Here is a 12,878-nt window from a genome sequence, read left to right as displayed (position 1 = left end):
GACACGAACAGCGTTCGTTAGTAGAACATCGTTCGTGACGAACACTGTTCGAAATCAGGCCACCACCACGGACCCGCAGCCGTACCGCTGGCGCTGGCTCGCCCTCGCCGCCGTGCTGACGGCCGAGATCATGGACTTGCTCGACGCGACCGTCGTCGGAGTCGCCGCGCCGTCGATCCAGGCCGACCTCGGCGGCGACAGCACCGTGCTGCAATGGATCGCTGCCGGCTACACGCTCGCGTTCGCCGTCGGGCTGATCACTGGGGGCCGGCTGGGCGACCTCTACGGCCGCCGCCGCATGTTCCTCGTGGGGCTCGTCGGGTTCGTGGCGGCGTCCGCGCTCTGCGGGCTCGCCGCCTCCCCGGAGATGCTCGTGGCCAGCCGGGTCGCGCAGGGCCTCTTCGGGGCCGTGCTGATCCCGCAGGGCTTCGGGGTCATCAAGTCGATGTTTCCGCCGCGGGAGCTGGGCACGGCTTTCAGCACGTTCGGGCCTGCGATCGCGCTAGCGGCCGTCGCCGGGCCGATCCTCGGCGGCGCGCTCATCGCCTGGGACCTCGGCGGCGTGGGGTGGCGCACGATCTTCTTGGTCAACGTCCCGATCGGGCTCGCGTGCCTCGCCCTGGCGGCCAAGGTGATGCCAGAGTCACGCGCGGACGACGGCCCGCGGCCGGACCCGGTCGGCATGCTGCTGGTCAGCACCGGGCTGGTGCTGCTGATCTTCCCGCTGGTACAGGGCCGGGAGCTGGGCTGGCCGGGCTGGGTGTTCGCGATGATGGCGGCGTCGGTGCCGGTCCTTGTGCTGTTCGCGCTGCACCAGGTTCGCCGCCGGGCCGCAGGCCGCGCCCCGCTGGTGGAGCCCGCGTTGTTCCGGACGCGGGCGTTCACGGCCGGGCTCGTCGTCGGGCTCGTCTTCTTCGCCGGGATGACCGGGCTCGTGTTCGCGCTCGGGCTCTACCTGCAGATCGCGCTCGGCTTCAGCGCGCTCGCCGCGGGGCTCACGCAGGCGCCGTGGGCCCTCGGCACGGCCGCAGGCGCGATCGCAGGCGGGGCCGGGCTGGGCAGGCGGTTCGGGCGCACGCTGATGCAGGCTGGAGCCGTGGTGATGGCGCTGGGGATCGGCGTCGTGGCGCTGGCGCTCGCGCTCACCGGAGGAGGGGCCGTCAGCGGCTGGCACCTCGCGCCGGGGCTCGCCCTCTGCGGGATCGGGATGGGGCTGCTCATCACGCAGTTCTTCGAGATCGTGCTCGCGGGGGTCAGCCTTCCGATGGTCGGCTCGGCCTCCGGCGTGCTGAACGCGAACCAGCAGCTCGGCAGCGCCGCGGGCGTCGCCGTGCTCGGCACCGTCTTCTTCACGATGTTCGAGGCGGGCGACTCACTCGGGGCGATGCAGACGGTGCTGGGGTGGACGGTCGCGCTGGTGCTGCTGAGCGGGGCGCTCGCCGGGGCGCTGCCCCGGCACGCCCGCGCGGAGGACGCGCCGGGCTGAGCGCGCGTCAGAACGGCGTCCGGTCCAGCCAGGTCCGCCAGACGTCCCCGTCGCCGATGAGCTGGAGCCGCTCGTCGTCGGCGGGGATGCGCCGCAGCACGGCCAGGAGGAGGTCGGCGGCACTCCCCCGCACGGCAACGGTGCCCTTCCCGTGCCCGTGCTCCCAGACCACCCGGCCGCCGTCGAGCCGCACGAGCCACTCCCCGTGCTCGCCGAGCCCGTCGTCCGTGGCGTGCAGGTGGAGTGTCGCCCCGCCGGACAGCAGAGGAGCGTCGGCGTCCGCGGGACGGGCGTCGAGGAGATCGAGCCACTCGGAGACGCAGTCGGCGGCCAGCGCGGGCTCGACCTCGTATGGCAGGCCGAGCGCGGTGGCGGCGTCCGCGCGGTGCACCACCGACTCGTGCAACCGCCTGCGCACCCACCAGCCTGCCGGCTTCGGGCCGGTGAACGTCCAGACCGGCGTGTCGGCACCGGTCGCGACGACGGCGTCGGCGAGCACCGGAACGCTCTCGGCCAGCCACTTCAGGGCGCCGTCCGGGTCCTCCGGGGGCTGGCCGTCGGCGACCGTGCGGATGTCCACGGGGCCGTCTGCCTGATCCCGTACGATCACCGCGGCCCAGCGGTCGCCCCGCCCCACATGGGCGAGCAGCTTCTGCAGGGTCCACCCGGGGCACGTGGGCACCGGGGTGGCAAGGTCGGCATCGCGCAACAGCTCAACGAGCACAGCGTTCTGCTCGGCCCGGGCGGCGGTGTAGTCCATGCCACGCACCGTAGTCGTCGGAAACATGGGGGTGGCCGCATGGACTCGAACGGGACCGGGTAGGAATCGCACCATGGCGCCAGACAAACGGGATTGGACGGTCCCCGCCCCGCTCCGGGCCCTGATGTGGTGGCCGGGTACCGCGTTCGTGCTGGTCATGATCGCGCCGGATGCCGCCGCCGCCTCCATCGCAGCCTCGGGGGCCGTGCTGGTCGCCCTGGGTGCCGTGCTGCCGTTGGTCACCCGGCGCCTACGCCGCTCGCGGCCCGCCCGTCCGATGCCCGACGACCGCCCGACGGTCGAGATGCCGACGATCGAGATCGAGCGCGCCGCCTGACCCGTGCTGATCAGCGCCTTTACTCCCTGACGGGAGTCCTCTTCGTCACGCCTACTCCCTGCGGGAGTTCACTTCGTCACGTCTACTGCCTGACGGGAGTCCTCTTCGTCACGTCGTGTCAGATCGCTTGCACGTCCGATACTCGGAAGCCAAACTAAATCGCATGGCTGAGCTTCACGTGCCCACCCACCCGGTGCGGTTCGTCACCGCCGCGAGTCTCTTCGACGGGCATGACGCTGCGATCAACATCATGCGGCGGATCCTGCAGCGCCAGGGAGCCGAGGTCGTCCACCTCGGCCACAACCGCTCCGTGGACGAGGTGGTCGCCGCGGCCGTCCAGGAGGACGTGCAGGGCGTCGCAATCAGCTCCTACCAGGGCGGGCACGTCGAGTACTTCAGCTACCTCGTCGAGCTGCTGCGCGAGCGCGGCGCCGGGCACGTCAAGGTCTACGGCGGGGGCGGCGGCGTGATCGTGCCGCGGGAGATCGAGCTGCTGCACTCGCGCGGCGTCTCCCGCATCTTCTCCCCCGAGGACGGCCAGCGACTCGGCCTGCCCGGGATGATCAACCTGATGATCCGCGAGTGCGACGTCGACCTCGCGGCCACCCCGCCCGAGTCGTTCGACGGGCTGTTCACCGGGGAGCCGACCACCGTCGCCAGGGCGCTCACCCTCGCCGAGACCGGCCGGCTGCCTGCCGGGCTCGACCTCACGCCGCAGCGCCCGGTGCCCGTGCTGGGCATCACCGGCACCGGCGGCTCCGGCAAGTCCTCGCTCACCGACGAGCTGGTGCGCCGGTTCCGCCTCGACCAGGAGGACAAGCTCCGCATCGCCGTGCTCGCCGTCGACCCGACGCGCCGCCGCGGCGGCGGGGCGCTGCTCGGCGACCGGATCCGGATGAACTCCCTGGGCGGCGACCAGGTCTTCTTCCGCTCGATGGCCACGCGGGGCACAGAGAGCGGCCTCCCCGACCGGCTCTCCGACGTCATCGCGGTGCTCAAGGCGTCCGGGTTCGACCTCGTGATCGTCGAGACGCCGGGCATCGGGCAGGGCGACGCCAGCATCGTCCCGCTCGTCGACCGCTCGCTCTACGTCATGACGCCGGAGTTCGGCGCGGCGTCGCAGCTCGAGAAGATCGACATGCTCGACTTCGCCGACGCCGTGGCGATCAACAAGTTCGAGCGCCGGGGCGCGGCCGACGCCCGCCGCGACGTGGGCCGCCAGCTCGTGCGCAACCGGGAGGCGTTCGGCGCGAGCTGGGAGGACATGCCCGTCTTCGGCACCAGCGCCGCCACGTTCAACGACGACGGCGTGACCGCGCTCTACCAGTTCCTGAAGGAGCAGCTCGCCGGGAGCGGGCTCACCGTCGCCGACGGGCGTCTTCCGCGCACCGACCGCAAGACCTCCAGCGACCACGCGGCCGTCATCCCGCCGCAGCGGGTGCGCTACCTCGCGGAGATCGCCGAGACGGTCCGCGGCTACCACGCGGCCTCCGCCGCGCACATCGACGCCGCCCGGACGCGACAGCACCTGCGTACGGCCTACGAGCAGGTCGGCGAACCCGTCGCCGAGGCCCTGGAACGGGCCGAGAAGGCGCTCCCGGCGGAGTCGGCCGCGCTGCTCGACGAGTGGCTGCAGGTCGTCGAGGCCTACTCCGGCGACGAGATGGTCGTGCGCGTCCGCGACAAGGAGCTGCGGACCCAGCTCACGCGCGAGACGCTCTCGGGCAACAAGGTGCCGCGCGTGGCGCTCCCCCGGTACACGGAGGACGCCGAGCTGCTGCGGTTCCTGCGCACAGAGAACCTGCCCGGCCGGTTCCCGTTCACCGCCGGGGTGTTCGCGTTCAAGCGCGACGGCGAGGAGCCCGGGCGCATGTTCGCGGGCGAGGGCGACCCGTTCCGCACCAACCGCCGGTTCAAGCTGCTCTCGGAGCACTCCGAGGCCAAGCGCCTCTCCACGGCGTTCGACTCCGTGACGCTCTACGGGCGCGACCCCGGCACCCGCCCCGACGTCTACGGGAAGGTCGGCACGTCCGGCGTCTCGATCGCGACGCTCGATGACATGAAGGTGCTCTACGGCGGGTTCGACCTGACCTCGCCCACCACGTCCGTCTCGATGACGATCAACGGTCCTGCGCCGACCATCCTGGCGTTCTACCTGAACACGGCCATCGACCAGGTGATCGAGCGCTTCCGCGCCGAGGAGGGCCGCGAGCCGGACGCAGGCGAGCGCGAGGAGCTCACCGCGTTCGCGCTGCAGAACGTGCGGGGCACGGTGCAGGCCGACATCCTCAAGGAGGACCAGGGCCAGAACACCTGCATCTTCTCCACGGAGTTCTCGCTCCGGATGATGGCCGACATCCAGGAGTGGTTCATCCAGCACAAGGTGCGGAACTTCTACTCCGTCTCGATCTCCGGCTACCACATCGCCGAGGCCGGGGCGAACCCTATCAGCCAGCTCGCCTTCACGCTCGCCAACGGGTTCACGTTCGTCGAGAGCTACCTCGCGCGTGGGATGGCGGTCGACGACTTCGCACCCAACCTCTCGTTCTTCTTCTCCAACGGGATGGACGCCGAGTACTCGGTGATCGGGCGCGTGGCGCGCCGGATCTGGGCCGTCGCGATGCGGGACAAGTACGGGGCGAACGAGCGGTCGCAGAAGCTCAAGTACCACGTGCAGACATCCGGGCGGTCGCTGCACGCGCAGGAGATGGACTTCAACGACATCAGGACCACCCTGCAGGCCCTCTGCGCGCTCTACGACAACGCGAACTCCCTGCACACCAACGCGTTCGACGAGGCCGTCACCACGCCCACCGAGTCGTCCGTGCGGCGGGCGATGGCGATCCAGCTGATCATCAACCGCGAGTGGGGCCTGTCGATGAACGAGAACCCGCTGCAGGGGTCGTTCATCATCGACGAGCTGACCGACCTCGTGGAGGAGGCCGTGCTGGCGGAGTTCGACCGGATCTCCGAGCGCGGCGGCGTGCTCGGCGCGATGGAGACCGGCTACCAGCGCGGCAAGATCCAGGACGAGTCACTGCTGTACGAGCACCGCAAGCACGACGGGTCGCTGCCGATCGTCGGCGTCAACACGTTCGTGCGGGAAGGCGGCGAGGCGCAGCAGGAGATCGAGCTGGCCCGCGCCACGGAGGCGGAGAAGCAGAGCCAGCTCGACCGCCTCGCCGACTTCCAGTCCCGGCACGCCGGAGAGGCCGAGACCACCATCCGCCGCCTGCAGGACGTCGCCACCGGCGACGGCAACGTGTTCGACGAGCTCATGACGGCGGCTCGGGTGTGCTCGCTCGGCCAGCTCACCGACGCGTTCTTCGAGGTGGGCGGGCAGTACCGGCGCAACATGTGACGTGCCGCCCCGCTCTGGTCGCATGACCCCCTCGTTGACTACACAAGTGTGTAGCCAACTGCCTTCTTGAGTAGTACGTTGCTCGCGTGGATAGTCCCCTGCCGGACCCCGAGGACCTGACCGCCCGCGCCCGCATCAGGGACGCGGCGATGCTGCATTTCGGCGAGCGCGGGTTCGAGCAGGCGACGATCCGCGGGATCGCCGAGACCGCAGGAGTGTCCTCGGGGCTGGTACGCCACCACTTCGGCTCCAAGCAGGGGTTGCGCGAGGAGTGCGACGCCTACTTGATCAAAGTGATGCGAAGGCTCAACGACCAGGCCCAGGCCGATCCGACGGCGGCCGACGTGAACTATGTGGCCGTCGGCCGGGCGGCAGTGGGGCCCTACCAGCGGTATCTCGCGCGGTCTCTGGCAGAGGGATCTGCGGCGGCCGTGTTCGACGAGATGGTCGGGATGAGTGAGCGGTGGCTCGTGGATGCCGACAAGAGCCGTCCCGATCCCCCCGACGTCGACCGCAAGTCCCGGGCCGCAGTGATCACCGCGATGGCCCTGGCCGTATCGATCCTCCACCCGCACCTGTCCCGCAACATGGGCGTCGACGTGTTCAGTCCGGACGGAGATCAGCTCCTCGCCCGGACCCTGGTCGACATCTACTCGCACCCCATGCTCAGCGTTGAAGACGCGGCCGCGATTCGAGCAGCGCTCGACAAGATCCAGCCGGCGTCACCCTGATCGAGAGCGGAGCCGCGCTCCGCAAACACAAGGAGCACCACGATGACTGACGCCATCTCGGTGTCGGGTCTGGTCAAGACCTTCGGCCGCACCAGGGCATTGGACGGCCTCGACCTCGTCGTCCACACCGGAGAGGTGCACGGCTTCCTGGGCCCGAACGGCGCCGGGAAGAGCACCACGCTCCGCATCCTGCTCGGCCTGATGCGCGCGGACGCCGGTACCGCCCGGTTGCTTGCCGGTGACCCTTGGGCCGACGCCGTCGAACTGCACCGCCGGCTGGCCTACGTGCCTGGTGACGTGACGCTGTGGCCCAACCTGTCCGGCGGTGAGGTGATCGACCTGCTCGGCCGGCTGCGCGGTGGGCTGAACAAGAAGCGCCGGGCCGATCTGCTCGAGCGCTTCGACCTCGACCCGCGCCGGAAGAGCCGGACGTACTCGAAGGGCAACCGCCAGAAGGTGGCCCTGATCGCCGCGCTGGCCTCGGACGTCGAACTGCTGCTGCTCGACGAACCGACGTCGGGGCTGGACCCGCTGATGGAGGAGGAGTTCCGCAAGACCGTGCGTGAGGAGCAGCGCCGCGGCGACCGGACCGTGCTGCTGTCCAGCCACATCCTCGCCGAGGTGGAGGCGCTGTGCGACCGGGTCACCATCATCCGTGACGGCCGCGTGGTCGAGACCGGCACGTTGTCCGACCTGCGGCACCTGACCCACACCTCCGTCGAGGCGGAGCTCGCCGGCAGCCCGGACGGGCTGGCGGACCTTCCCGGCGTGCACGGCCTGCGCGCGGAGAACGGCCGGGTCCGGTTCGACGTCGAGAGCGCGGCGCTGGACGGCGCACTGCGCCACCTCACCGACGCCGGCGTGCGCAGCCTCGTCTGCCAGCCGCCCACGCTGGAGGAGCTGTTCCTGCGGCACTACGACCGAGCGGCTGCGCCCGCCACCGAGCACGCCGCGGCTACCCGATGAGCACACTGACCGGCACCGGCCAGCTGATCCGCCTCGCGCTGCGACGTGACCGGGTACTCCTGCCGCTCTGGGTTCTCGTTCCCTCGATCTTCCCGGCGGTGTTCGTCGTCGCGTTCACCACCGCGTTCCCCACTCCACAGGCGCTCCAGGAGTACGCGGAGACAAGCATTCACAACGCCGCGTTCACCGTCTTCTACGGCGCGCTGCAGGGCCCGAGCCTCGGTGAGCTGGTGACCTGGCGCGCCGGATTCGTCCCGGTGATGATCGGGTTGTTCAGCCTCCTCGCGGTCATCCGGCACACCCGAACCGAGGAAGAGGCCGGCCGGCGCGAGCTGGTCGTCTCGACCGCCGTCTCGCGCCACGCGGCCATGGCCGCCGCCGTGCTCGTGACCTGCGGCGCCAACCTGGTCATCGGCCTGCTGTCGGCTCTGATGCTGGCCGGTCAGGGCTTGCCCGCCGCAGGTTCGCTCGCGCACGGGACCGGGATCGCCGCAGTCGGCTGTGTCTTCGCGGCAGTCGGCGCCGTGGTCGCTCAGCTCACCACCGGCGCCGGAAGCGCGCGCGGCATCGGGATCACCGTCCTCGGCGTCGCGTTCCTGCTCCGAGGCATCGGCGACGTCAGCACACAGTCCGGCGGCGCACTCGGCTGGATCTCCTGGCTGTCGCCGATCGGCTGGGTCAGCCGGCTCCGCCCGTTCGCCGGCGAACGCTGGTGGATTCTGGTGGTCCCCTGCGTTGCCGCCACCGGGCTGATCGCGATGGCGGTCGCACTCGCCGAGCGTCGCGACGTCGGCAGCGGCCTCCTGCCCTCCCGGCTCGGCCCGGCCGGCGCCGCTCCCGCTCTCCGCACACCCGCGGCGCTGGCGTGGCGGCTGCACCGCGGGTCGCTGGTGAGCCGGACCGTGGGTTTCGCCGTCGTCGGCTTCGGGCTCGGCGGCATCGCCACGAGCATCGGCGAGCTGATGAACAACAGCACGCCGGCAGCCCGGGAGGTACTCGCCCGGCTGGGCGGCCCCGGCACCGTGATCGACCAGTACCTCTGGGCAATGATGACGGTCTTCGGCGTAGTCTCCGCCGGCTTCGCCATCCAGATCGTGCTGACGCTGCGGGCCGAGGAGAGCGGTGGGCGGGCGGAACCGGTCCTGGCTGCTCCAGTCGAGCGGCTGCGCTGGGCGAGCGGCCACCTCGCCATCGCGTTGCTCGGCCCGATCCTCTGGGCGGTCGTCTTCGGCACGGTGGTCGGTCTCGCGCACGGGCTCAGCACAGGAGACGTCGGCCGGGGGGTGTCCGACGCACTCGGTGCAGCACTCGTCGAACTCCCCGCGGTCTGGGCCTTCGCCGCGCTCGCGCTCGCTCTGTTCGGCCTGCTGCCCCGTCTCGCTGCCTGGACGTTCGCCCTGCTCATGACGAGCCTCCTGCTCGGCTGGCTCGGTGAGGAGCTCCATATGGGCCAGTGGCTGATCAACCTGTCGGTGTTCGCCCACCTCCCGCACCTTCCCGGCGGCGAGCTGACGGTGCTGCCGCTGCTGGTGATGACGGCGATCGCGGCGGCGCTCGTCCTGGTCGGCGTGCGCGGCCTGCGGCGGCGGGACATGCCGGTCGGCTGAGACCGAGACACCGATCCCCGTGCCACCAACGCACCCTTGTGAGTGCAGGGTGCCCGTTGTGGAAGAGACGGCGGTCCTCGCCGCGCTGGCCCCGCGGCTGCACCAGTTCATCGCCGTCGCCCGCTCGGAGCACATGACCCGCGCGGCCGACGAGATCGAGGTCCCACAGTCCACGATCAGCCGAGGCATCGCGCGGCTGGAGGATGACCTCGGGGTCGCGCTGTTCGTCCGGGCGGGGCGGACCGTGCGGCTCACGCGTGAGGGCCGCACGCTCCTGCGCTACGCCGAGCGCGCCCTGGCCGAACTGGCGGCGGCCGACCGGGAGATCCGCGGCGACGCCGACGAGCTGCGCGGCCGCATCGGGCTGGCGTTCCTGTCCGCCCTCGGGGCTGCGGTGGTCCCCCGGCTGCTTCGGGACTTCCGGATGACCCACCCCGGCGTCCGGTTCGACCTCCTGCAGGGCGCCCACGCGCTGCTGCTCGAACGGCTGCGCGCTGGGGACGTCGACCTCGCACTCACCTCGCCGCTCCCTGACGAGGCCGGCCTCACGGCAGAGCCGGTCGCAGAGGAAGAGCTGCTGCTGGTCGTGCCCGCCGACCATCCGCTCGCGCGGCGCACCGACGTGGCGCTCGCCGAGGCCGCCCGCGAGCCGTTCGTCGCGATCATGCCCGGGGTCGGGCTGCGCGGCACCGTGGACGCATGGTGCCGCCAGGCCGGGTTCGTACCGCGGCTGGCGTTCGAGGGAGGGGATGTCGAGACGCTGCGCGGGCTCGTCGGCGCGGGGCTCGGGGTGTCGCTGCTGCCACCGTCGTCGCACCCGACAGCCGGGGTGGTGGAGCTGCACGTGACGGCGCCGCGCACGACCCGCACGATCGGGCTGGTGTGGATGCGCACCCGCCCCCTGACGCCGCCGGTACGAGCGCTCCTGGACTACGTCCGCGACCACGGCCTGTTACCGGGCTGACTGCCCGGGAATGCCAGGACAGCCACGTTCATGTCATCCCACGACAGGAACGTGGCTTTCCAGGCGTTCGGGGGGCGCGGGCGTGGTGGCTGAGGGTGTGCGGAGCACCGTGAAAGTCGCCTTCCGGCGGACCTCGAAGCCCAGGTGCTCGTAGAGCCGGATCGCCCCGGTGTTGTGCTCGGCCGCGTGCAGGAACGGGACGTCGCCGTGTTCGCGGATCACCGCCCCGACCGCGCGGATGAGCCGGGTCGCGAGGCTCTGCCCGCGGTACGCCGGGTCGGTGCAGACTGCGCTGATCTCCGACCAGCCGGGCGGGTGCATCCGCTCCCCCGCCATCGCGACGAGCACGCCCCCGCGCCGGATGCCGAGGTAGGTGCCCATCAGCCGGGTGCCGGAGCGGAACGGGCCGGGACGGGTGCGGGCCACCAGGTCGAGCATCTCCGGCACGTCGGCCTCGCCGAGCACCGCGGCGTCGGGGTCGGGGCGCACGTCGAGACCGGAGCCGTCCATCTGCACACCGGAGAGGTCCATGACCTGCTCCCAGTCGGGTGGCGGGATGCGCCGGGCCGGTCCGGTGAGCAGCACCTCGGCGCCCTCCCCCACCAGCGCGGCGAGGTGGGCCCAGTCCGTCTCGTCGGGGCCCAGCGGGAGCGCGGCGAACGGGGAGACGTCCGGGCGGTAGCGGCCCGCCCGCCCGTTGCGCTCCGCGAGTGCCGCGTGCGGACCGGCGAGCGCCGACGAGGCGGGGTTGTCCAGCGGATGATCGAGCACAATCGAGAGCAACCCGGAGACGGCCTCGCGCCTTCCCGGGTGACCGGCGACACCCCCCTCGACCCCCTGAGGTAGTTCTCCGCCGCGCGTAGGGTCGGCGCGTGGTCGTTGACGATCTCGGGCTTCCTGTGTCTGTCGCCGGGCCCGTTCGGCGGGTCGTATCGATCGTGCCCTCGCTCACCGAGGCCGTCGCCGCCACCGCCCCGGGGCTCCTCGTCGGGGCCACCGACTGGTGCACCCACCCCGCCGACCTCGACGTCCGCCGCGTCCGCGGCACCAAGAACCCCGACGTCGACGCGATCGTCGCGCTCGCCCCCGACCTCGTCGTCGCCAACCAGGAGGAGAACCGCCTCCCCGACCTCGACGCGCTGCGCGCCGCGGGGGTGCCGGTCCACGTCACCGACGTGCAGACATTGGACGGCGCCTTCGCGTCGCTGACGCGGATGCTCGCGGCGTGTGGGCTCACCCGCCCCTCCTGGCTGGACGAGGCCGAGGCGGCCTGGCGTGCGCTGCCCGAGCCGGCCGTGCGGCGGCGGGCCGTGGTGCCGATCTGGCGCAGGCCGTGGATGGCGGTGGGGCGCGACACGTTCACCGGCGCGGTGCTCGCCCGCCTCGGCGTCGACAACGTCCTCGCCGACGCCGACGAGCGCTACCCGCGGATCGACCCTGCGGACCTCCCGCCCCACGACCTGGTGGTGCTGCCCGACGAGCCCTACCTCTTCACCCCTGACGACGGTCCCGAGGCGTTCACCGCACCGTCGGCGCTGGTCAGCGGGCGGCTGCTCACCTGGTACGGGCCGAGCCTCACCGAAGCGGCCCGCACACTGCCTGCCGCGCTCGCCCCGCCTCGCGCTTTCAGCGCACCTTGATCGGGCCTGCGTCCGGCTTGCCGTACTCCTCCCGCAGCGCGGGCAGCAGCTCCCGCTCGGCGAACGCGAGGAACCCCGGCTGGGTCTCCCCACCGACCTGCACGACCGCGACGTGGGTGAACCCGGCGTCCACGAAGGGCCGCAGCGCCTCGACGTGGGCGCCGACCTCGGGGCCGCACGAGAACGCCTCGGCGACGTCATCGGGGGTGACGAACTGGGTCGCGGCGGCGAACGCGGCCGGGCCCGGCAGCTCGGCGTTGACCTTCCAGCCGCCCGCGAACCAGCGGAACTGCTCGTGGGCGCGGGCCACGGCATCGTCGCGGTCCTCGCCCCAGCTGATGGGCTGCTGGCCGATCTTCGGCAGGGTCACACCTGCCGCCGCGTCGAAGCCCTGTACCAGTTCGGGGAGGGGCTCGACGGCCACCATCGCGTCGGCGACCGGCGCGAACGCCCTGACCGACTGCTCGCCCGACACCGCGACGGCGATCGGCACCCCGGCGTCGGGGACGTCCCAGAGCTTCGCCGAGTCGACGCGGTAGTGCTCTCCCTTGCGGTTGACATACCCGCCCGCGAACAGCTCCCCGATGATCTCGATGGCCTCCGACAGCATCTCGTGTCGGACGTTGACCGGCGGCCAGCCGCGCCCGATCACGTGCTCGTTGAGGTTCTCCCCGGCCCCGAGGCCGAGGCAGAACCGCTCGTCGCCGGCGAGCAGCGCCACCGTCGCCGCCTTCTGCGCGACGACGGCCGGGTGGTAGCGCATGGTCGGGCAGGTCACGTACGTCATGAGCGGCATGCGTTCGGTGGCCGCCGCGACGGCACCGAGCACCGGCCAGACGTTGGGCGAATGCCCCTGGGCTTCGAGCCAGGGGAAGTAGTGGTCGCTGATCACCGCGAAGTCGAAGCCGGCGTCCTCGGCGGCAACGGCGTCGGCGACGAGCTCACGCGGTCCGCGCTGCTCGCACAGGAGGGAGTAGCCGAAGACGGTCATGCACCTGCAGTTACCCAGGTCCGGGGTGACCCACC

Annotated in this window: 11 protein-coding genes; 8 read left to right on the top strand and 3 right to left on the bottom strand. The window is 71.7% G+C overall.

From position 1 onward, the window contains the following. The first annotated feature begins 34 nt into the window (after window positions 1-34). The gene (locus tag ABD143_RS35570) at window positions 35-1,486 is read left to right on the top strand and encodes an MFS transporter (protein ID WP_343987357.1); all 1,452 of its coding nucleotides are present in this window, start codon (window positions 35-37) and stop codon (window positions 1,484-1,486) included. A gap of 7 nt (window positions 1,487-1,493) precedes the next feature. Here the strand turns inward: ABD143_RS35570 and ABD143_RS35565 are convergent, their stop codons facing one another. Beyond that, window positions 1,494-2,246 carry a maleylpyruvate isomerase family mycothiol-dependent enzyme gene (locus ABD143_RS35565; RefSeq protein ID WP_343987354.1) on the bottom strand — a complete coding sequence of 251 codons (753 nt, stop codon included), beginning with the start codon at window positions 2,244-2,246 and terminating at the stop codon, window positions 1,494-1,496. A gap of 73 nt (window positions 2,247-2,319) precedes the next feature. Between ABD143_RS35565 and ABD143_RS35560 the strand changes: the two genes are divergently transcribed. From ABD143_RS35560 to ABD143_RS35535, 6 genes are all read left to right on the top strand, one after another. After that, a complete protein-coding gene (locus ABD143_RS35560; RefSeq protein WP_343987351.1) occupies window positions 2,320-2,583 on the top strand; it encodes a hypothetical protein in 264 nt (87 codons plus the stop codon). A gap of 163 nt (window positions 2,584-2,746) precedes the next feature. Next, window positions 2,747-5,944 (top strand): fused isobutyryl-CoA mutase/GTPase IcmF, encoded by a 3,198-nt coding sequence (gene icmF, locus ABD143_RS35555; protein WP_343987348.1) that lies wholly within the window; start codon window positions 2,747-2,749, stop codon window positions 5,942-5,944. 86 nt (window positions 5,945-6,030) lie between these two features. Beyond that, window positions 6,031-6,675 (top strand): TetR/AcrR family transcriptional regulator, encoded by a 645-nt coding sequence (locus ABD143_RS35550; RefSeq protein ID WP_343987345.1) that lies wholly within the window; start codon window positions 6,031-6,033, stop codon window positions 6,673-6,675. A 42-nt stretch (window positions 6,676-6,717) separates the two neighbouring features. Continuing rightward, window positions 6,718-7,641, top strand: a complete 924-nt coding sequence (locus tag ABD143_RS35545) for an ABC transporter ATP-binding protein (RefSeq protein WP_343987342.1) — start codon at window positions 6,718-6,720, stop codon at window positions 7,639-7,641. Further along, the gene (locus ABD143_RS35540) at window positions 7,638-9,248 is read left to right on the top strand and encodes an ABC transporter permease (RefSeq protein ID WP_343987339.1); all 1,611 of its coding nucleotides are present in this window, start codon (window positions 7,638-7,640) and stop codon (window positions 9,246-9,248) included. Before ABD143_RS35545 ends, ABD143_RS35540 begins: the two co-directional genes overlap by 4 nt. A gap of 58 nt (window positions 9,249-9,306) precedes the next feature. Next, on the top strand, window positions 9,307-10,212 hold the full coding sequence (locus tag ABD143_RS35535; RefSeq protein ID WP_343987337.1) for a LysR family transcriptional regulator: 906 nt from the start codon (window positions 9,307-9,309) through the stop codon (window positions 10,210-10,212). 33 nt (window positions 10,213-10,245) lie between these two features. On the opposite strand, the gene ABD143_RS35530 is transcribed toward ABD143_RS35535, so the two are convergent. Continuing rightward, entirely contained in the window at window positions 10,246-10,983 is a 738-nt protein-coding gene (locus ABD143_RS35530) for a GNAT family N-acetyltransferase (protein WP_343987334.1), read from the bottom strand. A gap of 101 nt (window positions 10,984-11,084) precedes the next feature. On the opposite strand from ABD143_RS35530, the gene ABD143_RS35525 reads away from it, so the two are divergent. After that, window positions 11,085-11,852 carry a helical backbone metal receptor gene (locus tag ABD143_RS35525; RefSeq protein ID WP_343987331.1) on the top strand — a complete coding sequence of 256 codons (768 nt, stop codon included), beginning with the start codon at window positions 11,085-11,087 and terminating at the stop codon, window positions 11,850-11,852. On the opposite strand, the gene ABD143_RS35520 is transcribed toward ABD143_RS35525, so the two are convergent. Further along, window positions 11,839-12,843, bottom strand: coding sequence for a TIGR03557 family F420-dependent LLM class oxidoreductase (locus ABD143_RS35520; protein ID WP_343987328.1), 1,005 nt, complete (start codon window positions 12,841-12,843; stop codon window positions 11,839-11,841). The two genes, ABD143_RS35525 and ABD143_RS35520, sit on opposite strands and share 14 nt — an antisense overlap. Window positions 12,844-12,878 lie beyond the last annotated feature (35 nt).

Origin of the sequence: Pseudonocardia aurantiaca (genome assembly GCF_039526725.1) — a bacterium.
Taxonomy (GTDB): Bacteria; Actinomycetota; Actinomycetes; order Mycobacteriales; family Pseudonocardiaceae; genus Pseudonocardia; species Pseudonocardia aurantiaca.
The sequence above is the reverse complement of the archived record's forward strand: the minus strand, read 5'-3'. Positions and strand labels throughout refer to the sequence as shown.